The sequence below is a fragment of the Burkholderia sp. THE68 genome (assembly GCF_009938265.1).
Classification (GTDB): Bacteria; Pseudomonadota; Gammaproteobacteria; order Burkholderiales; family Burkholderiaceae; genus Caballeronia.
Window position 1 is genome coordinate 848,040 of sequence record NZ_AP022315.1, and the last position, 19,617, is coordinate 867,656.

The 19,617-nt window shown below is 63.2% G+C and carries 21 protein-coding genes; 8 read left to right on the plus strand and 13 right to left on the minus strand.

Features of this window, described 5'->3' with window-relative positions; genetic code table 11:
- The first annotated feature begins 154 nt into the window (after positions 1 to 154).
- From BTHE68_RS04050 to BTHE68_RS04060, 3 genes are all read left to right on the plus strand, one after another.
- The gene (locus BTHE68_RS04050; protein WP_061175955.1) at positions 155 to 403 is read left to right on the plus strand and encodes a DUF3311 domain-containing protein; all 249 of its coding nucleotides are present in this window, start codon (positions 155 to 157) and stop codon (positions 401 to 403) included.
- Complete coding sequence (mctP, locus tag BTHE68_RS04055) at positions 403 to 1,953, plus strand: monocarboxylate uptake permease MctP (protein ID WP_162066780.1); 1,551 nt, start codon at positions 403 to 405, stop codon at positions 1,951 to 1,953. The genes BTHE68_RS04050 and mctP overlap by 1 nt, the downstream gene beginning before the upstream one ends.
- 121 nt (positions 1,954 to 2,074) lie before the next feature.
- Positions 2,075 to 3,181, plus strand: a complete 1,107-nt coding sequence (locus BTHE68_RS04060; protein WP_162065243.1) for an FUSC family protein — start codon at positions 2,075 to 2,077, stop codon at positions 3,179 to 3,181.
- Positions 3,182 to 3,192: 11 nt separating this feature from the next.
- Here BTHE68_RS04060 and BTHE68_RS04065 read toward each other — a convergent pair whose 3' ends face one another.
- From BTHE68_RS04065 to BTHE68_RS04095, 7 genes are all read right to left on the minus strand, one after another.
- Positions 3,193 to 3,621: a VOC family protein gene (locus tag BTHE68_RS04065; RefSeq protein ID WP_162065244.1), complete on the minus strand. Its 429-nt coding sequence runs from the start codon at positions 3,619 to 3,621 to the stop codon at positions 3,193 to 3,195.
- Positions 3,622 to 3,798: 177 nt separating this feature from the next.
- Positions 3,799 to 4,752 (minus strand): transaldolase, encoded by a 954-nt coding sequence (gene tal / locus BTHE68_RS04070; RefSeq protein ID WP_162065245.1) that lies wholly within the window; start codon positions 4,750 to 4,752, stop codon positions 3,799 to 3,801.
- A gap of 193 nt (positions 4,753 to 4,945) precedes the next feature.
- Entirely contained in the window at positions 4,946 to 5,194 is a 249-nt protein-coding gene (locus BTHE68_RS04075) for an energy transducer TonB (RefSeq protein ID WP_162065246.1), read from the minus strand.
- Between the two features lie 72 nt (positions 5,195 to 5,266).
- Entirely contained in the window at positions 5,267 to 6,463 is a 1,197-nt protein-coding gene (locus tag BTHE68_RS04080; protein ID WP_162065247.1) for a benzoate/H(+) symporter BenE family transporter, read from the minus strand.
- A gap of 14 nt (positions 6,464 to 6,477) precedes the next feature.
- Entirely contained in the window at positions 6,478 to 7,653 is a 1,176-nt protein-coding gene (locus BTHE68_RS04085) for a vWA domain-containing protein (RefSeq protein ID WP_162065248.1), read from the minus strand.
- Positions 7,654 to 7,672: 19 nt separating this feature from the next.
- Positions 7,673 to 8,263 (minus strand): GNAT family N-acetyltransferase, encoded by a 591-nt coding sequence (locus BTHE68_RS04090; protein WP_162065249.1) that lies wholly within the window; start codon positions 8,261 to 8,263, stop codon positions 7,673 to 7,675.
- Between the two features lie 8 nt (positions 8,264 to 8,271).
- The gene (locus BTHE68_RS04095; RefSeq protein ID WP_061176043.1) at positions 8,272 to 9,114 is read right to left on the minus strand and encodes an AAA family ATPase; all 843 of its coding nucleotides are present in this window, start codon (positions 9,112 to 9,114) and stop codon (positions 8,272 to 8,274) included.
- A 397-nt stretch (positions 9,115 to 9,511) separates the two neighbouring features.
- On the opposite strand from BTHE68_RS04095, the gene BTHE68_RS04100 reads away from it, so the two are divergent.
- Together BTHE68_RS04100 and BTHE68_RS04105 are read left to right on the plus strand one after the other, a co-directional pair.
- Positions 9,512 to 9,877 (plus strand): c-type cytochrome, encoded by a 366-nt coding sequence (locus BTHE68_RS04100; protein WP_061121774.1) that lies wholly within the window; start codon positions 9,512 to 9,514, stop codon positions 9,875 to 9,877.
- 42 nt (positions 9,878 to 9,919) lie between these two features.
- A complete protein-coding gene (locus tag BTHE68_RS04105; protein WP_061175947.1) occupies positions 9,920 to 10,297 on the plus strand; it encodes a c-type cytochrome in 378 nt (125 codons plus the stop codon).
- 72 nt (positions 10,298 to 10,369) lie between these two features.
- Here the strand turns inward: BTHE68_RS04105 and BTHE68_RS04110 are convergent, their stop codons facing one another.
- The 3 genes from BTHE68_RS04110 to rsxB all read right to left on the minus strand — a co-directional run bounded on the left by BTHE68_RS04110 (position 10,370) and on the right by rsxB (position 12,383).
- Positions 10,370 to 10,801: a DUF1841 family protein gene (locus BTHE68_RS04110; RefSeq protein WP_162065250.1), complete on the minus strand. Its 432-nt coding sequence runs from the start codon at positions 10,799 to 10,801 to the stop codon at positions 10,370 to 10,372.
- 72 nt (positions 10,802 to 10,873) lie between these two features.
- Positions 10,874 to 11,518 carry an endonuclease III gene (gene nth, locus BTHE68_RS04115; RefSeq protein ID WP_162065251.1) on the minus strand — a complete coding sequence of 215 codons (645 nt, stop codon included), beginning with the start codon at positions 11,516 to 11,518 and terminating at the stop codon, positions 10,874 to 10,876.
- 16 nt (positions 11,519 to 11,534) lie between these two features.
- On the minus strand, positions 11,535 to 12,383 hold the full coding sequence (gene rsxB / locus BTHE68_RS04120) for an electron transport complex subunit RsxB (protein ID WP_162065252.1): 849 nt from the start codon (positions 12,381 to 12,383) through the stop codon (positions 11,535 to 11,537).
- Between the two features lie 371 nt (positions 12,384 to 12,754).
- Here rsxB and BTHE68_RS04125 point away from each other — a divergent pair, with 371 nt between their 5' ends.
- Entirely contained in the window at positions 12,755 to 13,387 is a 633-nt protein-coding gene (locus BTHE68_RS04125) for a TetR/AcrR family transcriptional regulator (RefSeq protein WP_061175943.1), read from the plus strand.
- An 84-nt stretch (positions 13,388 to 13,471) separates the two neighbouring features.
- On the opposite strand, the gene BTHE68_RS04130 is transcribed toward BTHE68_RS04125, so the two are convergent.
- Positions 13,472 to 14,743 (minus strand): polyhydroxyalkanoate depolymerase, encoded by a 1,272-nt coding sequence (locus BTHE68_RS04130; RefSeq protein ID WP_162065253.1) that lies wholly within the window; start codon positions 14,741 to 14,743, stop codon positions 13,472 to 13,474.
- 355 nt (positions 14,744 to 15,098) lie between these two features.
- Complete coding sequence (locus tag BTHE68_RS04135) at positions 15,099 to 16,973, minus strand: glycoside hydrolase family 15 protein (protein WP_162065254.1); 1,875 nt, start codon at positions 16,971 to 16,973, stop codon at positions 15,099 to 15,101.
- A 477-nt stretch (positions 16,974 to 17,450) separates the two neighbouring features.
- On the opposite strand from BTHE68_RS04135, the gene BTHE68_RS04140 reads away from it, so the two are divergent.
- Entirely contained in the window at positions 17,451 to 17,699 is a 249-nt protein-coding gene (locus BTHE68_RS04140; RefSeq protein WP_162065255.1) for a hypothetical protein, read from the plus strand.
- A gap of 100 nt (positions 17,700 to 17,799) precedes the next feature.
- Here BTHE68_RS04140 and BTHE68_RS04145 read toward each other — a convergent pair whose 3' ends face one another.
- Positions 17,800 to 17,952: a DUF3096 domain-containing protein gene (locus tag BTHE68_RS04145; RefSeq protein WP_074168899.1), complete on the minus strand. Its 153-nt coding sequence runs from the start codon at positions 17,950 to 17,952 to the stop codon at positions 17,800 to 17,802.
- 220 nt (positions 17,953 to 18,172) lie between these two features.
- On the opposite strand from BTHE68_RS04145, the gene BTHE68_RS04150 reads away from it, so the two are divergent.
- Complete coding sequence (locus BTHE68_RS04150) at positions 18,173 to 19,501, plus strand: lactonase family protein (RefSeq protein ID WP_162065256.1); 1,329 nt, start codon at positions 18,173 to 18,175, stop codon at positions 19,499 to 19,501.
- Positions 19,502 to 19,617 lie beyond the last annotated feature (116 nt).

Below are 19,617 nucleotides of genomic sequence, written 5' to 3' on the forward strand. Positions count from 1 at the left end.
CGGAATAGTCGGGATTCCCCCTGCTTGACCCGCTTTTAACGGTCCATATACTCCCTCTGTTATTTCGGGGCGCTTTCAGCGACACGTCTACCCGACGACCGGCATCCCGCCGGACTCGCGATAATCCAACGAATCAAAACAAGAGGAGACCGTCATGGCTCACGAAGCTGCGACCGGCACCGGACAACCGCGCAACAAGCATTGGCTTTGGCTTCTGATCCTTCCCTGGATCGGTGTGGTATGGGTGCCGTTTTACAACAAGATCGAGCCCGTTCTGTGGGGCTTTCCGTACTTCTACTGGTATCAGCTTCTCTGGGTGCTGATCAGCGCGGTCATCACCGCCGTCGTCTATGTCAAGACGAAGGCGCTGCCCTCGGGACGAAAGAACGGAGGTGCGCGATGATGAACACCACCGCAACCATCGTTTTCGTTCTCTTTTTCGTCGGTGTCACGATTCTCGGCTTCATCGCCGCGCACTGGCGCAAGGGCGATCTCGCCCAGCTCGATGAATGGGGTCTCGGCGGACGCCGCTTCGGCACCATCGTCACGTGGTTCCTGCTCGGCGGCGATCTCTATACCGCCTACACGTTCGTCGCGGTGCCGGCGCTCGTGTTCGGCGCGGGCGCGACGGGCTTCTTCGCGTTGCCGTACACCATCCTCATCTATCCGTTCGCGTTCGTCGTGTTTCCAAAGCTGTGGAGCATCGCGAAGCGTCACGGCTATGTGACCGCCGCCGACTTCGTGCACGCGCGCTACAACAGCCGCATGCTCGCGCTCGCCGTCGCGGTGACGGGCATCGTCGCGACGATGCCGTACATCGCGCTGCAGCTCGTCGGCATCGAAGTGGTGATCGGCGCGCTCGGCTTCTCGACGCAGGGCTTCGTCGGCGATCTGCCGCTCATCATCGCGTTCGCGATTCTCGCCGCGTACACGTACACGTCGGGTCTGCGCGCGCCCGCGATGATCGCCGTGGTGAAGGACGTGCTGATCTACATCACCATCATCGCCGCGATGATCGTGATTCCGGCGCAGCTCGGCGGCTTCGGCCATATCTTCAGCATCGTGCCGCCCGAGAAGCTGCTGCTGAAAGCGCCCGACGCCGCGAGCCTGAACGGCTACAGCGCCTACGCGACGCTCGCGGTCGGCTCGGCGCTCGCGCTGTTCCTGTATCCGCACTCGGTCACGGCGATTCTGTCGTCGAATTCAGGCAACACGATCCGCCGCAACATGTCGTTGCTGCCGGCGTACTCGCTCGTGCTCGGCCTGCTCGCGCTGCTCGGCTACATGGCGCTCGCCTCCGGCGTGAAGGACATGCCGGAATTCGCGTCCTACTTCAAGGCCTATGGCGCGAACTTCGCGGTGCCGGCGCTGTTCCTGCACTACTTCCCGTCGTGGTTCGTGGGCGTGGCGTTCGCGGCCATCGGCATCGGCGCGCTGGTGCCGGCGGCGATCATGTCGATCGCGGCGGCAAACCTCTACACGCGCAACGTGCATCGCGAGTTCGTCAACACGTCGATGACGCCGGAGCAGGAAACCAACGTCGCCAAGCTCGTGTCGCTGATCGTGAAGGTGGGTGCGGTCGTGTTCATTCTCGCGCTGCCGCTGACCTACGCGATCCAGCTGCAACTGCTCGGCGGCATCTGGATCATCCAGACGCTGCCCGCGCTCGTGCTCGGTCTCTATACGCGCGTGCTCGATCATCGCGGCTTGCTGATCGGCTGGGCGGTGGGGATCGGCGTCGGTACGTGGATGGCCGTGTCGCTGCAACTGAAGGGCTCGATCTATCCGCTGCATCTGTTCGGCTACGTCGTGCCGGGCTACGCGGCCGTGTGGGCGCTGATCGCGAACCTGATCGTCTCGATCTTCGTGAGCCTGCTCGTGAAGGTGCTGGGCCTCAAGCGTTCGGACGACCGCACGCGTCCGGAAGATTATCTGGATATCGTGGAAGGCTGATTCAGGCCGTTCGCGCGTCCGCCCGGCGCGGCGCGCAAAAAGCTGGTAAAACGCCCGTAACAGCCGTTGGCCGTTACGGGCGTTTGATTTTTCCGACTGCCTTCATCGACGCGAGCGAACCATGCTTTCCACGAGATCGACGTCACTCAGGCGCGGCCCGCTCGCGCGTTTTATGCACGGCGTCACGTCGCCGTACTTCCGCTACCGCCACGCGAACCTGATTCACGGCGTGCGGGTCGCGCTCGCGATGGCGATGTCGATCGCCGTCACGACGGGCATCGACATGCCGCACGGCGTGTGGGCGTCGGTGTCGGTGCTGGTCGTGATCGGCGGCTTGCAGCATTACGGCAATATCCGCAAAAAGGCCGCCGAGCGCGCCATCGGCACGATGCTCGGGGCGTTCTTCGGCCTGGTGCTGATCCTCGCGCAGATGCTCACCGGCTCGGCGATGCTGTTCTTCGTCCTGATGTGCCTGATCGCGGGCGGCTGCGCGTATTACGCGATCGGCAAGGCCGGCTATGTCGCGTTGCTGACGGCGATCACGATGGTCATCGTCTCCGGCCACGGCGATCTGCCGCTCACCACTGGCTTGTGGCGCACGGCCAACGTGCTGATCGGCGTCGTGATCGCGCTGGCTTTCTCGTTCGTGCTGCCGCAATACGCGACCTATTCATGGCGCTACCGTCTGGCGGACAACCTGCGCGAGTGCGCGAAGCTCTATGGCGCCTTGCTCGACGGCACGCCGATGCTCGCGGAGGAGACCGCGCGCCGTTTCTACGCGATGAGCCAGCGGCTCGTGCAGGCGCGCGGGCTGATGGAATCCGTGGCGAAGGAAACCGACGTGCCGATCGCGCGGCTCGAAGAGATCCAGCGGCTGCATCGCTCGCTACTCGCGGCGCTCGAAATGCTGGTGATGTCGATGCCTGAAACCGCGCAGGCAAGCGCCAGCCGCTTCGCAATCGCGTGCTCGCCGGGCGAATACGCGGTGCGCCAGCAGCTTCTGAAAATGGCGCGGGCGTTGCGCTTCGGGCGCGTGGGCCTGCTTCATCGCACGATGGAGGCATCGGCGCTGCCGCAGGGCTGCGGGCAGGAAGAGGGAAGCGCGACGACGCAGGGCATGCACTGGCTCGCGATGCGTTTCGTCGAGCAGGTGGATTGCCTGCGGCTGCGTCTGTCGGAGATTGAGCGGCAGTGGAATATCGAAGGCGCGCGGCCGCTCAACGACTGATGCGGTAACGTTCAGGCGGGCTGCGTTTCGCCTTCGTGCACCACGTTGACGAGCCAGGGCACGCCGAAACGGTCCGTCAGCATGCCGAAACCTTGCGTCCAGAACGTAGATTGCCACGGCGTGAGCACGTTGCCGCCTTCGGCGAGCATGTTGAAGATGCGCTCGCCGGAAGCGGCGTCGCGCGCGGCGATCGACAGCGTGAAGCCCGAGTAGTCCTTGCGCGGCTGACCATAGCGGCCGTCCGACACCATGATGGCATTGCCGCCGACCTGGAACACAGCGTGCATGACCTTGTCGTGCCAGTCGGGCGGGGCGTTGCCGCCGTCCGGCGCATCGCGGAAGCGGATCAGCGCGGCAATCTGCGCGCCAAACGCGGCCTGATAAAGCTCGAGCGCCGCCGCGCAATCGCCGTTGAAGAAAATATAGGTATCCAGTTGCATGACCGAACGACTCCCTGCATGTGAAGCGGACATGCCGCCAAAGCTCGAAAGTCTATTGCAATGAGATACCGCACTGACTCGGAAAGAGTCAAATTAGGTCAAGAAGCGGCGAAATAGAAAAAACCGCAAATCGCACCAATGTTTCGGCGCGATTTGCGGTTCTGTTTCCGGCAGCCGTTACTGAAGCGCGGCGATCAGCTTCTCGAGCTTTATGGCGTCGGCGGCGAACGCGCGGATGCCTTCCGCGAGCTTTTCGGTCGCCATTGCGTCGTCGTTGACGAGGAAGCGGAAGGTCGACTCGTCGACGGCGATCTTCTCCACGTTCTCGTTCTTGCCCGCTTCCGGCGAAAGCTTGCGTTCGACCTTGTCGTTGCTGTCGGCAAGTTTCTTCAGGAGATCGGGGCTGATCGTCAGCAGATCGCAGCCCGCAAGCTCGGTGATCTGGCTCACCGTGCGGAAGCTTGCGCCCATCACTTCGGTCTTGTAGCCGAACTTCTTGTAGTACGAGTAGATGCGCCGCACCGACTGCACGCCCGGATCGTTCGCGCCGCCGTTTTTCACTTCGTCCCATTCGGCGCCGGCGGACTTCTTGTACCAGTCGTAGATGCGGCCGACGAACGGCGAGATCAGTTGCGCGCCCGCTTCGGCGGCGGCCGCGGCCTGCGCGAGCGAGAACAGCAGCGTCATGTTGCAGTGGATGCCTTCCTTCTGCAGCACTTCGGCCGCGCGGATGCCTTCCCACGTCGATGCCAGCTTGATAAGCACGCGCTTGCGGTCGACGCCCGCGTTCTCATAGAGCTTGATGATTTCGCGGCCCTTGTCGATCGAAGCCTTGGTGTCGAACGAAAGGCGCGCATCCACTTCGGTCGAAACGCGGCCAGGGACGATCTTCAGAATCTCAGTGCCGAACGCCACGAGCAGATTGTCGATGATCTGCGGCATCGGCTTCTTCGCGTGCTCCTTGACGGTATTTTCGAGCAGCGGCTTGTAATCGTCCTTCTGGACGGCCTTCAGGATCAGCGACGGATTCGTGGTCGCATCCTGCGGCTTGAACTGGATGAATTGCTGGAAGTCGCCCGTGTCGGCGACGACGGTCGTGTATTGCTTGAGCTGGTCGAGAGCGGATGTCATGTCGAGTCTCAGACGCGTTGCGCCTTGTCAAATTGCGGTAACCAACCCGCGGATTGCCCATGAATGCGACGCCGCGCGGCGACTTCGTTCGCGCGGCGCGCCCGTGAATATCATTCTCCCATTCTAGTCCCGAGCGCGGCGAACGCGCTGATACCGTGCGCGCCGGAGTTCGACCGGACGCAGGACTGCGCGTTCAATCCACCGCGTAGGCGAGCTCGTGCCAGCGCCGCACCGTGCCCGAGCCGAGCTGGCCGCGCGCGAAGCGCATCTTGCGGACTTCGTCGAGCGCGTGGGCGTCTTTCGCCGGATCGCCGCAGCTCATCTTCAGGACGACGTCCTGGACGTGCCCGGCGTCGTCGAGCAGCACGCGCACGATCGTCTTGCGTTTCTGGGATGCGCCGGGCGGCGCGGAGCGCGCCAGCAGTTTGTCGATCAGGGCCATGACGGAAATGCCAATTTCTGTTGCGGCAAAATCGGCCGGAAATCGGGGCCGATTCCGTCATTGTAGGCTGCGTCAGGGACGCCTGGCGTTGAGCACGAAATGGGTCGCAACGCCCGCGATCAATCCCCAGAACGCGGAGCCGATGGAGAGCAGCGTGAGACCCGATGCCGTCACCATGAACGTGACGAGCGCGGGTTCGCGCTGGCGCGCGTCCTGCATCGCGTTGGCGAGGCCGCTCATGATCGAGCCGAACAGCGCGAGCGCCGCCACCGAAACGACCAGTTCCTTCGGAAACGCCGCGAACAAGGCGGCGATGGTCGCGCCGAAGGTGCCCGCGATCAGATAGAAAATGCCGCACCAGACGGCGGCCGTGTAGCGCTTGTCGCGATTCTCGTGCGCCTCGCGGCCGGTGCAGATCGCGGCGGTGATGGCCGCGAGATTCACGCCGTGCGAGCCGAACGGCGCGAGCACGAGCGACGCGATGCCGGTGGTCGAGATGAGCGGGGCGGAGGGCGTCGTGTAGCCGTCGGCGCGCAAGACGGCGATGCCCGGCACGTTCTGCGAGGCCATCGCGACGACGAAGAGCGGAATGCCGATGCTGATCGCCGCCGCGAGCGAGAACGCGGGCATCGTGAAGACCGGATGCGCGAGCGCGACGTGAAAGCGCGAAAAGTCGAGCAGCCCGAGGCCGCCCGCGACCGCGACGCCCACGACGAGCGTCGCTGGAATCGCGTAACGCGGCAGGAAGCGTTTGCCGACGAGATACGTGAAGAACATCACGATGACGAGCGCCGTCCGATGTTCGGCGGCGCGAAAGATCTCGATGCCGATCTCGAACAGGATGCCCGCGAGCAACGCCGCGGCGATGCCCGACGGGACGCGCTTCATCAGCGTGTCGAACCAGCCAGTGAGGCCGACCGCGGTCAACAGCACGGCACAGACAATGAACGCGCCGATTGCATCGGCATACGCGACGTTCGGCAGCGACGACACGAGCAGCGCCGCGCCGGGCGTGGACCACGCGATGACGATCGGCGCGCGATAGCGCAGCGACAGCCCGATCGTGCAGACGGCCATGCCCATCGAGAGCGCCCAGATCCACGACGAAATCTGCGCGTCGGTGAGATGCGCGGCCTGGCCCGCCTGGAACATCAGCACGAGCGAGCTGGTGTAGCCGGTCATCATCGCGACGAAGCCGGCGACGATGGTCGATAACGACGAGTCGGAGAACGGGCGCAGCGCGACGCTCGCCGGAGAAGAAGCTTTCATGCGTTTCTTTTGGTTTATTTCGACAGCGCGCGCATCGCAGTTTCGAGGCCGGCCATCGTGAGCGGATACATGCGATTGCCGAGGACATTGCGGATCGCGGCAATCGACTGCCGGTATTCCCATAGCCGCTCGGGCTCGGGATTGAGCCACGCGTGATGCGGAAACTGATCGGCGAGACGGCGCAGCCACACCGCGCCCGCCTCGGCGTTGTTGTACTCGACCGAGCCGCCCGGCTGCAGCACTTCGTACGGGCTCATGGTCGCGTCGCCGACGAAGATCAGCTTGTAGTCCGGCGTGAACTTGTGCAGCACGTCGAAGGTCGGCGTGCGCTCGGCGTGACGCCGGCGATTGTGCTTCCACAGATAGTCGTAGACACAGTTGTGGAAGTAGTAGAACTCGAGATGCTTGAACTCCGCCTTCGCCGCCGAGAAGAGCTCTTCGACGCGCTTGATGTGATCGTCCATCGAGCCGCCGACGTCGAGCAGCATCAGCACCTTCACGTTGTTGTGACGCTCGGGCACCATCTTGATATCGAGCCAGCCCGCGTTGGCGGCGGTGCTGCGGATCGTGTCCGGCAGATCGAGTTCTTCGGCCGCGCCTTCGCGCGCAAAACGGCGCAGACGCCTGAGCGCGACCTTGATGTTGCGCGTGCCGATTTCGACCTGATCGTCGTAGTCCTTGTACGCGCGCTCGTCCCACACCTTCACGGCGGTGCGATTGCCCGACGATTCCCCGCCGATGCGGATGCCTTCGGGGTTATACCCCCCGTGCCCGAACGGCGACGTGCCGCCCGTGCCGATCCACTTGTTGCCGCCTTCGTGACGTTCCTTCTGCTCGTCCATCAGCTCTTTGAGGCGCTCCATCAGCTTGTCGAGGCCGCCGAGCGCCTCGATGCGCTTCTTTTCTTCCGCCGTGAATTCGCGGTCGAGGCGCTTCTTGAGCCAGTCGAGCGGAACGTCGAATGCTTCGTCGGGCAGTTGCGTCAGGCCGTGGAAGTACGCGCCGAACGCGCGATCGAACTTGTCGAAGTACTTCTCGTCCTTCACGAGCGTCATGCGGGCGAGGAAGTAGAACTCGTCGAGCGACGGCGAAATCACCTGCGCCTTCAGCCCTTCGAGCAAGGTCAGATATTCCTTCACCGAGACGGGCAGCTTCGCGTCGCGCAGCGAGTAGAAGAAGTCGATCAGCATGACGCGTTCTCCATCGGGATCAGCGGTCGAGCCGGAGTTGCAGATTCGCGCGCACGGCAGGCCATTCCGATTCGATGATCGAGAACACGACCGTATCGCGATACGCGCCGTTCCGGCTGATTCCGCTGTTGCGCAGGATGCCGTCCTGCTTGGCGCCGAGCCGCGCGATCGCCGCCCGCGAAGCGTGGTTCATGAAATGCGTGCGGAACTCGACGGCGATCGTGTTCAGCTTCTCGAACGCATGCGTGAGCAGCAGCAGCTTCGCTTCGGTGTTGAGCGCAGACTTCTGCACGCGCTTCGCATACCACGTGTGACCGATCTCCAGCCGGCGATTCGCCTCTTCGACGGCGAAGTAACGCGTCGAGCCGACGATGTCGCCGCTTCGCTTGTCGATCACCGTGAACGGCAGCGCGCCGAGCCGGTCCCGCATGTCCAGCGCCGTGTCGATATAGGCGCCGGTTTCGCCGGGCGCGGGCACGAAGGTGTACCAGAGCTTCCACAATTCGCCATCGCTCGCGGCGGCGGTGAGAGCGGCTTCGTGCTCGCGCGTGAGCGGCACGAGCCTGACGTGTTCGCCTTCCAGCGTGACGGGTTCGATCCAGCGGCTCATGTTTCTTTTTAGCGATGGTTACGGTTCATGAAGAGCAGACGCTCGAACAGCGCGACGTCCTGTTCGTTCTTCAGAAGCGCGCCGTGCAATGGCGGCACGATCTGCTTCTGATCCGACGAGCGCAGCGCTTCGGGCGGAATGTCTTCGGCGAGAAGCAGCTTCAACCAGTCGAGCAGTTCGGACGTCGACGGCTTCTTCTTGAGTCCCGACACGCCGCGCAATTCGAAGAAGCTCTGCATCGCCGCTGCGAGCAGATCCTGCTTGATATTGGGGAAATGCACCTCGACGATGGCTTTCATCGTTTCGGCGTCCGGGAATCTGATGTAGTGGAAGAAGCAGCGGCGCAGAAACGCGTCGGGCAGTTCCTTCTCGTTGTTCGACGTGATGATGACGAGCGGCCGATGCTTCGCCTTCACGAGTTCGCGCGTCTCGTACACGTAGAACTCCATGCGGTCGAGCTCGCGCAACAGATCGTTCGGAAATTCGATGTCCGCCTTGTCGATCTCGTCGATGAGCAGCACGCTCTGCTGGTCCGAATCGAACGCCTGCCACAGCACGCCCTTGACGATGTAATTGCGGATGTCCTTCACGCGTTCGTCGCCGAGCTGCGAATCGCGCAGGCGCGAGACCGCGTCGTATTCGTAAAGACCTTGCTGCGCCTTGGTCGTCGACTTGATGTGCCATTGCAGGAGCGGCATGCCGAGCGCAAGCGCGACTTCTTCCGCGAGCATGGTCTTGCCGGTGCCGGGTTCGCCCTTGATGAGCAGCGGCCGTTGCAGCGTCATTGCGGCGTTCACCGCGAGCTTGAGATCGTCGGTTGCGACGTATTGCGATGAGCCTTCGAAACGCATGACGAAGATCCGGTCGGGAAAAAAATCCCAGTATAAGTCAGAAGACCTTTCGACATTGAGGCGCGCCGGGTATCGTTTGAGCCGCTTCACCGCCGTTGGCGGCAGCGCGTCCGAGCGCGTTTGCAGCGAGCGCGCAGGCGGGCTCATCGCTTGTACAGGGACGAATTGTCGCAGGTCGAACGACTGCTTTTCAGCCGATTCCCCTTGCCAGCAAAGCTTCCGCGCGGTCCGCGTGTGGACGGGGGATAGGTCGCGCGGTACAATTAGCGCGATTTTTTTGGCCTGCGTGGCGACAAACCCCGTAGCAGCAAACAGTCCCGAGAAGGTTGTATTGCGCTCGGCGCGGGCCACGGCCTCTGGAGCGCCGGATTCCCCCTCAAGCCAGGTTAGAAGAGCTATGAACAATTTCGTCGGCAAATGTGCCGTGATTGCAGCGCTGTCGGGTCTTGCCGGCTTCGCGACCCAGGCGTCGGCCGACGTCGTCGGCAACGCGAAGGCCGCAGAGGGCAAGGTCGCGATGTGCATCGGCTGCCACGGCATCCCCGGCTATCGCACCGCGTACCCCGAAGTCTACGAAGTGCCGATGCTGGGTGGCCAGAACGCGCAGTACATCGCCAATGCGCTGCATGCCTACAAGAAGGGCGACCGTCATTTCGACACGATGCGCGCCATCGCGACGACGCTGTCGGATCAGGATATCGCCGATATCGCCGCGTACTACGCCGCGCAGACTCCCCAATCGAAGAACAATCCCGACAAGTGATCCGCGCGTGACACGGCAATGCGACAACGGGAAGGAGAATTCATGAAGCCCTCAAAGGCACTTCACAGCAGCTTCAAGGCAGCGTGCGCGGCAGCGGCGCTCATCGGCATGACGGTCGGCGGCGCGCACGCGGCCGACGTGAGCAACGGGAAGGCGCTTTCGGACAGCCACAACTGCGCGGCCTGCCACGGCCCCAACCTCAACAAGCCGGTCAGCGGCGAATATCCGAGGCTCGCGGGTCAGCATGCGACTTATATCTACTGGGCGCTGCGCCAGTATCAGATCGGCGGCAACAACCCGAACTTCGGCCGCAACAACGCCATCATGGCGGCGCAGGTGCAGAGCCTGTCGCAGAGCGATCTGAAGGATCTTGCAGCGTATATCCAGTCGCTCGACGGCAGTCTCGTGCTGAAGAAGTAGGCGCGCCGCATCGGACGTTGCCAAATAAGAAACACCCCGCTTCGCAGCGGGGTGTTTTTGTTTTGCGGATGCTCAGTCGCGTGAGGCGCGGCGCTCGATCAGCGCGAGATAGGCGTCGGTATCCGGCGGCGTGCCCGAGCGCTGCGCTTCCCAGATCACCTGACCGAGGCAATCCATGATGGCGTGCTGCGCATCGTGCGGCGAGCCCAGGCGCGCGACGAGCCGGTCGTGCGCGCGGCGGATGCCCGGCGGCTGATCGATCGACAATTGCTCGCTGATCGCGAGATGCATCGACAGATGCAGAAACGGATTGGTCTGGCCGCGATCGGGCGAGTAATCGGCTTCACGCGAATCCGGATTCACGAGTGAGTCGTGATACTCGGGATGTTCGCCGATCCAGTCGGCGGCCATGCTTTCGAGCGGCGTCAGAATCTCGCCGGCGCGCTCCTTACGCCACGTTTCGGTGAAGAACTGGCGAACTTCGTCGCGACTGGGATTGAACATAAAGTATTGATTCGATTGCGGGTTTCTCAGCCCGCTATTGTAGACCGCGACGCGCCCGGTCCGCCCAAACCGTCATTCGACCGGCGCGGGCGTCTTCGGCCGGTATTCGCAGAGCGGCTCGATCGCGCAATGCCAGCACTCGGGCACGCGCGCCTTGCAGACGTAGCGGCCATGCAGGATCAGCCAGTGATGCGCGTCGAGCAGGAATTCCTTCGGCGTGAATTTTTCGAGCGCGGTCTCGACGGCGCGCACGTCCTTGCCGGGCGCGAGACCCGTGCGATTCGCGACACGAAAGATGTGCGTATCGACGGCGATGGTCGGCTGTTCGAACGCCGTGTTCAGGATGACGTTCGCGGTCTTGCGGCCGACGCCCGGCAATGCCTCCAGCGCCTCGCGCTGCGCTGGCACCTCGCCGCCGTGCTGGTCGATGAGAATGCGGCACGTCGCGATCACGTTCTTCGCCTTCGTGCGATAGAGCCCGATCGTGCGGATGTACTCCGACACGCCGTCCTCGCCCAGCGCGAGCACCGTCGCCGGCGTATTGGCGACGGGAAACATCTTGCGCATCGCCTTGTTGACCGAAACGTCCGTCGCCTGCGCGGACAGCATCACGGCGATCAGCAGTTCGAACGGCGTCGTGTACTCGAGTTCGGTCGTCGGATGCGGATTCAGGCTCTGCAAGGTCTCGTAGATGGCGCGGCGCTTCGTGGCGTTCATGGTGCGAGGCTCGTTCTTACGCGGGTTTGTCGCCCTTGTCGGGATGGGACGCGTTTTCGTCGCCCGTCAGTCCGAGACGGCGGCGGCGTTCCTCGGCGGCGTCGATCTGCGCCTGCACGGCGGGGCTGACCTGAGCCGTGTTTTTCGGGCCCGCGCCGAGCTGCGCCATTTCTTCCTTCTTCTTGCGTGCGCGTTCGAGCGCGGCCTGAATGATCGCGCGTTTTTTGGCCTCGGGGTCGTCGCTTGCAGCGGGCGCAGCGGGGGGCGCTTCCTGCGCCGCTCGATTCGTTTGATCGGCTTGTGCCGCGCGCGCTGCCTGACGCGCGCTGGCGCGTGCCTCGGCTTCCGCGCGTTCGCGCTCGATGCGCGCCATGTGGCGGTCGTGACGCGCGCGCGCCAGATCGGCTTCTTCCTGACTCCATGCATCCCAGCCGGTGCGCTCGCCGGTCACCGGCACCATCGCGATGCAATCGACCGGGCAGGGCGGCACGCACAGATCGCAACCCGTGCACAGCTCGGCGATGACCGTATGCATCTGCTTCGCCGCCCCGGCGATGGCATCGACCGGACACGCCTGCATGCACAGCGTGCAGCCGATGCACACGTTCTCATCGATCACCGCGACCGGCCGCGCGCGCTCGACGCCATGCGTCGTATCGAGAGGAATTTCGGACTTGCCGAGCAGCGCGGCGAGCCGGGCGATGCCTTCGGCGCCGCCCGGCGGACACTGGTTATAGTTCGCCTCGCCCGCGGCGATGGCTTCGGCGTAGGGCCGGCAGGCGGGATAGCCGCATTTCGTGCATTGCGTCTGCGGCAGCAGGTCTTCGATGCGCTCTGTGAGCGTCTTGGAAACGGTTGCGGTCACGAGGGATTGCGATGATGCCTTGGGGGGGGACGGGCGCAGCGTGGGCGCAGGGGCGTCGCCGGACGATGACGGACGCCAGGAACGCTTCGGCGTCCACGACGACGTCACGCTGCCGGTTCGGCGCGCGTCCCGCTTTCCGGTCGCGCGCTCAGCTTTGATCGACATTATCGCCGAAGTCACCCGATATCGTGACGAATGTCTTTCAATCCTAATTGCCAATGTTCTTCGATGTGCGCATAATCGAAGCGCTTTTCCGTTTGACCGCAGGACGGTGTTTCCCATTAACCCTGGGCAGCGCCCGTTCACGTCATGTACCCCAATGTGGGCCGCGTGACGCTAATCCGGCAACGCGGCTCGCGAGTCATGCCACCATGAATCAGCCGAAAATCAAAAGAGATCCTGAAGGCACCCGGCGCCGTATTTTGCTTGCCGCCGCAGAAGAATTCGCTGCCGGAGGTCTGTTTGGCGCCCGCGTCGATCAGATCGCGCGCCGGGCGGAGACCAATGAACGCATGCTCTACTACTACTTCGGTAGCAAGGAGCAGTTATTCACCGCCGTGCTCGAACACGCTCTGGCCGCGCTCGTCGACGCCGAACGCACGCTCGAACTCGACGGTATCGCGCCTATCGAAGCGATGACGCGTCTTGCGCATTTCGTCTGGGATTATTACCGCGATCACCCGGAGCTCTTGCGTCTCATCAATAACGAAAACCTGCACGAAGCGAGATATATCAAAGGATCGAATCGCATACGCGAACTCATCTCACCAATTGTCACGACGCTCACGGCCATTCTCGATCGTGGCCAGAAGGCAGGATTGTTTCGCACCGACGTCGATCCGCTCAAGTTCTACATCATCCTGTCGGGTCTCGGCTATTACATCGTCTCGAACCGTTTCACGCTGGAAGCGACATTCGGGCTCGATTTCAGCGAGCAGGGCCAGCGTGATCAGATCGTGCGGATGAATACGGAACTGCTGCTGGCGTATCTGACGCGTCGCTGATTCAGCGCCGACACGCACGCGCCGTCTGAAGAAAAAACGTCGCGCCCTTTGCAGGGCGCGACGTTTTGCTTTGACGTGCTCGCGTTACGCGGGCACGGCTTCGGTCTTCGGCGTCTTGTCGTGCTCGAGGATGAACTCGCGCAGTTGCGGATACACCATCGTGCGCCAGCGCCGGCCCGAGAAAATGCCGTAGTGGCCGGCTTTCTCCGCCGTGAAGTGGCGCTTGTGTTTCGGCGGGATGCCGGTGCACAGATCGTGCGCGGCGCGTGTCTGGCCGCTGCCGGAGATATCGTCGAGCTCGCCTTCGATCGTGAAGAGCGCGGTATGCGTGATGTCCTGCGGACGCACGAGTTCCTCGTTGACTTCCCAGGTGCCTTCCGCGAGCCGGAACTCCTGGAACACGACGCGGATCGTCTCCAGGTAATACTCGGCGGCCATGTCGAGCACGGCGTTGTATTCGTCGTAGAAACGGCGATGTTGCTCGGCGTCGTCATCGTCGCCGCGCAGCAGATTTTGATAGAAGTCCCAATGGGCCGTGAGATGGCGCTCCGGATTCATCGCGACGAAGCCCGCGTGCTGCAGGAAGCCCGGATAGACCTTGCGTCCCACGCCGGGATAGTTCGCCGGCACCGTGTAGATGACGTTGTTCTCGAACCACCCGTACGAGTGCTCGTTCGCGAGGGAGTTGACCGATGTGGGGCTGCGGCGCGCGTCGATCGGGCCGCCCATCATGGTCATCGTGCGCGGCGTGTCTTCGCCGCGGCTCGCCATCAGCGAAATGGCGGCGAGCACCGGCACGGTCGGCTGACACACCGAGATCACGTGCAGGTCCTTCGCGCCGATATGGCGGATGAATTCCTGAATGTATTCGACGTAATCGTCCAGATGGAACGGGCCGTTCTCGATCGGCACCATGCGCGCGTCGATCCAGTCGGTGATGTACACCTTGTGGTCCTGCAACAGCGTTTTCACGGTGTCGCGCAGCAACGTGGAGTGATGGCCCGAGAGCGGCGCGCAGACGAGCACGATCGGCTCGTTCTTCAGCTTGGTGACGGTCGCGCTGTCATCGGCGAAGCGCTTGAAGCGCAACAGGCGGCAGAACGGTTTCTCGACCACCGTCTGCTCGACGATCGGAATGTTGTGGCCGTCCTTGACGATCTGATGGAGGTCGAACTGCGGCTTCTCGTAATCCTTGCCGAGCCGATACAGCAGCTCGTAACCCGCAGCGAAGCGGCTGGAGCCAGGAATGTAGGCGAGGGGGCTGGCCGGGTTGACGAACGACTTCGATGCGGCCTCGGCCCATGCTGTGAGGGGAGACAGCATGGCACGCTGAAATTCGTGAATTTGATAGAGCATGGTCGCCCCAGTAACTCCGGTGGAACCGGTACGCCCGTTGATCCCGGGAAAAAGCATCCGGCGATGAGCTTCAACGGCATTCGATGATCCCCGGCAGCGCGACGGGCTGTCGCCGCGCTGCCGGGGCACTGTCCTTACTGCACTGCTTCAATGCCTTTGCGTGCTGCCACCTGCGCGTTATCGACTGTCTGCAACGAAGCTTGAGCCGAAGCAAGATTTTCCGCGCATTAAACGTTCAATTCAACTGACCGGGCGAAATTACCAGCCTGGAAACAACACCTGCCGATATATTACGTTTTGTGCATTGCACCAATATTACCGGCAAATCGCCATTTTTGCCAAACAAAACAGATGTTTAAGACTTTCCTGCGGCTGCGTCGAATTCTGCTTGACTATGTGAATCGTCGCGGTCTTCCGCGCCGCACGGCTGGCCGACCGCCTTCGCCATCTCCTCTTCGTGCCGGATCAGGTTCATCCCCGTATGCACCAGCGCCACATGGGTAAACGCCTGCGGAAAATTCCCGACCATGCGCTTCGCGACCGTGTCGTATTCCTCGGCCAGCAGCCCGACGTCGTTCGCGAGACCCACGAGCCGCTCGAACATCTCGTGCGCTTCGTCGATCCGACCTTGCAACGCCAGATTGTCGACCAGCCAGAAGCTACAAGCGAGAAACGTGCCTTCTCCAGGCGGCAACCCGTCCGCCACTTCGGCGGTGTGATAGCGCTTCACCAGGCCATCGTGCGTCAAGGTGGTCTCGATCGCATGTACGGTTCCGGTCACTCGCGGATCGTTTGGCGGCAAAAATCCTAACAACGGGATCAATAGCAGGCTCGCGTCGAGCGTGTCGCTGCCATACGCCTGCGTAAAGGAGTTCAGTTTCGGATTCCAGCTCTTCTTCAGCACCTCGGCGCGGACGCGCGCGCGCATCTCGCGCCAGTGGTCGATCGGCCCGGGCAGGTCGAACTTCTCCGCCGACTTGATCGCGCGGTCGTAGGCGACCCACGCCATGACCTTCGAAAACGTGAAGTGCTGACGTCCGCCGCGCACTTCCCAGATGCCCTCGTCGGGCTGCTCCCAGATCGTATCGAGGTGTTGCAGCATGGCGCACTGGATCGACCACGCCGTTTCGTCGCTCTGCAGGCCGCCGACGCGTGCGAGGTGCAGCGCGTTCATCACTTCGCCGTAGACGTCGAGCTGCAACTGATCGACCGCGCCGTTGCCGATGCGTACCGGCGCCGCGCCCTCGTAGCCCGGCAGCCACGGAATCTCCCACTCGGGCAGGCGGCGCTCGCCCGCGATGCCATACATGATCTGAATCTGCGACGGCGAGCCGGCCATCACGCGTCCCAGCCACGCGCGCCACGCGCGGGCTTCGTCGTAGTAGCCGCCGCGCATCATCGCGAGCAGGGTGATGGTCGCATCGCGCAGCCAGCAGTATCGATAGTCCCAGTTGCGCGTGCCGCCCAACTGTTCCGGCAGCGATGTGGTCGGCGCGGCGACGATGCCGCCCGTCGGCTCATACGCGAGCGCCTTCAGCGTGATGAGCGAGCGGCGGATCGCGCTCGCCCAGCGGCCGTTGAGCGCGCTTTGCCCCGACCACTCGCGCCAGTGATTCTCAGTGCGCGCGAGCTGGGTATGCGGGTCCGACGCATGCGGCAGGCGCAGATGCGACTGCGAATAGCACAGCGAGAACGGCACGCGCTCGCCCGCGCTCACATCGAAGCATGCGGTCGTGTGCATGTTCTCGCCGACGAGATCGACCGGCGTGCGCAGTATCGCGAGGTCCGGTCCGGCGATCGCGCGGATGCCGCTGTCGTCAGGCAGGCGGCTGACCCAGGGCACGGCGGAGCCGTAATCGAAGCGCAGCACCAGTTCCATCTTCATGCGCACCGTGCCGCGCCGTCCGATCACGATGCGTACGAGCTCCGAATGCCCGTTGCGCAGCGGCATGAAGTCGACGATGGTGACGGCGCCTTGCGGCGTTTCAAAATCCGTTTCGAGGACCAGCGTGTCCTCGCGGTAGCGACGCCGGATGACGGGCGTCTCGCCATCGGGCATCTCGGGGGCGAGGAGCCATCGTCCGTGCTCGGGCGTGCCGAGCAGCGCGGCGAAGCAGGCGCCGGAGTCGAACCGCGGCCAACAGAGCCAGTCGACGGAACCGTCGCGGGAAATGAGGGCTGCGGTGTGGCCGTCGCCGACCATCGCATAGTCTTCAATCAGTGCTGGCATGAGCGAACATCTTCCTGCTGGCGGCGCGGGACCAAACAAAACACGCCGCGAGTTGAGCAAAAGAGTCGAAGCGCAGCGCGCCCCGGGCGAAGCGCGGCGTCATCGACAAACGATCTGGCCGCCGCGCATGCTGTCTGGCCGCATTCTGCCGCAATCGTTCGATGCAAGCAGAAAAGCGGGCCGGGTGTGATCACGGCGCGCAACACATCGCGGCGACGGCAGGCCGTGTCGCAATGGCGGAAAAGCACTGGCGAAGCGCCGATCGCGATGTTGATAATTCATTCGACTGATGTTTAGAATGAAGCTTTGTGAAAGGTGCGAGCGCCGGTACTGTGTTGCTTCAGGCACGGAACTTATCCATCCTTTCAAATGTCTTTCATGCATAAACCCGATCGTTTCGCGCGCGGGCATGCAGCAGTTGCGTTGCGCGTCGTTCTGGCCGGTCCCTAACGTAGCGTTTTCGAGGAACAGAACCACATGCTCTATCCGTCGAAAGCTGACTGCATCGCCATTCTTTCCGCCGCAAGCCGCGTCTCGGACGCTGAAGCGCTTCTCGCGCTCGACCACAAACGACTCGGCCTGTCGCGCAATGCGATGGATGCCGCCGCCGCTTTCCTCACCGAGCGCGGTTGTTTCAACCGCTACAGCTTCGACGTCGCCGGCATCTCGGTCGGCGCGTTGTCGTTGCAGGGACGTCTGCGTCTCGATCAGCTCGCGAACGGCTGACACGCCGAAGCACACACGCGCGGCACGTCCGCGTGTACTTCTTTCGTGACACTTTGTGCACACGCGCGGGTCAACCCGTGCGTGTGCCCGCACGCGCGCGCTAGAAATGCGCCGATCCCATGCCGAACAAACCGATCAGTCCGATCACGATCAGGTAGATCGCGACGATGAAATTCAGCAGCCGGGGCATGATGAGAATGAGGATCCCGGCGATCAGGGAGACCAGCGGGCCAAGGCTTAGGTGGATTGTCATCGCGGCAAACTCCTGTTGTTGATTCGAATCGTGTCGGTTGGCCTGTCGTGCGTGGTGTATCTTGGCTGCGAACCTGTTCCTGGCGAACGCGGCCCACGTGTTTGGAGCGGAACTTGCTCCCGCACGTCGCGGGCCTTGCGATGCCGGCGCGTTCGCGTCGTCCCCGAGTTTCCCCCGAATTGCCCGATAACAAGCAGCAAAGAACCGATGAGGAGGTTTCATGCACCCGAGCCACCCCCGCGGCGCGAATACGCTCGTGTCCGTATTGCAAGACGCGCGCCCGCTGCATGCGCGGTCCATCGCGTGGGCGAAAGGCTTTGCGCTGATGCTGTCGCTGGCGGCCGCGCAGGCCTTCGCGCAATCGGCTTCCGCGCCTGCCACGCCCGCCACGCCGGGCGCCGCGAGCGGAGCGGCCACGGCGGCGGGTGCGGCGAGCGGTGAGGTCTACGATCTGCTCATCGGCACCTACACGGGCGGCGGCAAGAGCGAAGGCATCTATGTTTACCGGTTCGACACCGGCACGGGCGAGCTATCGCGCATCGCAGCGGCGCAGACGGTAAATCCGTCGTATCTCGTCGTGAGCCGTGACCGGAATTACGTGTACGCAGTGAACGAATTGCCCGGTGACAACGGCCCGGCGACGCAGCGCGGCGGCGTGAGCGCCTTTCGCTTCGATCGCGCGAGCGGCCAGTTGAGCTTCCTCAACCGCGTTTCGTCGGATGGCAACGACCCGTGCTATCTGGCGCTCTCGCCCGACGGCAAATATCTGCTCACGGCCAATTACTCGGTCGCCTCCAATCCGGGCGGCAGCTTCGCGGTCTTCCCGCTCGCTTCGGACGGCCGCGTGGGCACGTCGGTGCTGACGGTGCATCACGAGGGCGGCGGTCCGGTGAAGGGGCGGCAGGACAACTCGCACGTCCACTCGACGGTGTTCTCGCCCGACGGAAAATATCTCTTCGCGCAGGATCTGGGCGTCGACAAGGTGTTCGCCTACCGTTACACGCCCGATCCGTCAGCATCGAGCCGCGGCCTGTTCGGCCCGACCGAAGCGCGCTACACGCCGGTCAAGGCGGGTTCCGGGCCGCGTCATCTGGTCTTCGACCAAAGCGGCAAGCACGCCTACCTGACTACCGAACTGAACGCGTCGGTGTACGTCTACGATTACCGCGACGGCAATCTCACGCAAGTCCAGACCGTGTCGATGATCGCGCCGGGCTTTCGCGGCAAGATCGGCGGCGGCGCCATTCATCTGTCGCCGGACGGCCGCTTTCTCTACGCCACCAATCGCGGCGACGCGAACGAGATCGTCGCGTTTTCGGTCGATCCGAACAATGGTCATCTGAAACTCATCAAGCGTTATCCGACGCTCGGCAAGACCCCGCGCGAATTCGCGATCGATCCGACCGGGCGCTGGCTGATCGTCGGCAATCAGGAGAGCGACAGCGCGTATTTCTTCCGTCGCGATCCGCAGACGGGCGAACTCGCGTCGGACCCGAAACGACTGTCGATCGGCTCGCCGGTCGACTTCAAGTTCGTGTCGCCGTCGTGACGCGCTGATCGGTACGATCGACGACGTTCCTGCGTTGGCCTTCTCGGATTCGCATCGCGACGTCAGGCCGATCGGCTCCGCGCGTGACGGGCGCGCTACGAGTTCTAGTACGATGC

Excerpts from the sequence above, each read along its gene's own strand:
- BTHE68_RS04130 (WP_162065253.1), bottom strand. The coding sequence starts at position 14,743 with ATGCTCTATCAAATTCACGAATTTCAGCGTGCCATGCTGTCTCCCCTC.
- tal (WP_162065245.1), bottom strand. The coding sequence starts at position 4,752 with ATGACATCCGCTCTCGACCAGCTCAAGCAATACACGACCGTCGTCGCC.
- nth (WP_162065251.1), bottom strand. The coding sequence starts at position 11,518 with ATGAACGCCACGAAGCGCCGCGCCATCTACGAGACCTTGCAGAGCCTG.
- BTHE68_RS04140 (WP_162065255.1), top strand. The coding sequence starts at position 17,451 with ATGCTCTATCCGTCGAAAGCTGACTGCATCGCCATTCTTTCCGCCGCA.
- BTHE68_RS04090 (WP_162065249.1), bottom strand. The coding sequence starts at position 8,263 with ATGAGCCGCTGGATCGAACCCGTCACGCTGGAAGGCGAACACGTCAGG.
- BTHE68_RS04080 (WP_162065247.1), bottom strand. The coding sequence starts at position 6,463 with ATGAAAGCTTCTTCTCCGGCGAGCGTCGCGCTGCGCCCGTTCTCCGAC.
- BTHE68_RS04135 (WP_162065254.1), bottom strand. The coding sequence starts at position 16,973 with ATGCCAGCACTGATTGAAGACTATGCGATGGTCGGCGACGGCCACACC.
- BTHE68_RS04100 (WP_061121774.1), top strand. The coding sequence starts at position 9,512 with ATGAACAATTTCGTCGGCAAATGTGCCGTGATTGCAGCGCTGTCGGGT.
- BTHE68_RS04065 (WP_162065244.1), bottom strand. The coding sequence starts at position 3,621 with ATGCAACTGGATACCTATATTTTCTTCAACGGCGATTGCGCGGCGGCG.
- BTHE68_RS04145 (WP_074168899.1), bottom strand. The coding sequence starts at position 17,952 with ATGACAATCCACCTAAGCCTTGGCCCGCTGGTCTCCCTGATCGCCGGG.
- BTHE68_RS04075 (WP_162065246.1), bottom strand. The coding sequence starts at position 5,194 with ATGGCCCTGATCGACAAACTGCTGGCGCGCTCCGCGCCGCCCGGCGCA.
- BTHE68_RS04050 (WP_061175955.1), top strand. The coding sequence starts at position 155 with ATGGCTCACGAAGCTGCGACCGGCACCGGACAACCGCGCAACAAGCAT.
- BTHE68_RS04105 (WP_061175947.1), top strand. The coding sequence starts at position 9,920 with ATGAAGCCCTCAAAGGCACTTCACAGCAGCTTCAAGGCAGCGTGCGCG.
- BTHE68_RS04060 (WP_162065243.1), top strand. The coding sequence starts at position 2,075 with ATGCTTTCCACGAGATCGACGTCACTCAGGCGCGGCCCGCTCGCGCGT.
- mctP (WP_162066780.1), top strand. The coding sequence starts at position 403 with ATGAACACCACCGCAACCATCGTTTTCGTTCTCTTTTTCGTCGGTGTC.
- BTHE68_RS04110 (WP_162065250.1), bottom strand. The coding sequence starts at position 10,801 with ATGTTCAATCCCAGTCGCGACGAAGTTCGCCAGTTCTTCACCGAAACG.
- BTHE68_RS04150 (WP_162065256.1), top strand. The coding sequence starts at position 18,173 with ATGCACCCGAGCCACCCCCGCGGCGCGAATACGCTCGTGTCCGTATTG.
- BTHE68_RS04085 (WP_162065248.1), bottom strand. The coding sequence starts at position 7,653 with ATGCTGATCGACTTCTTCTACTCGCTGCGCGACGCGAAGCTGCCCGTC.
- BTHE68_RS04095 (WP_061176043.1), bottom strand. The coding sequence starts at position 9,114 with ATGCGTTTCGAAGGCTCATCGCAATACGTCGCAACCGACGATCTCAAG.
- BTHE68_RS04125 (WP_061175943.1), top strand. The coding sequence starts at position 12,755 with ATGAATCAGCCGAAAATCAAAAGAGATCCTGAAGGCACCCGGCGCCGT.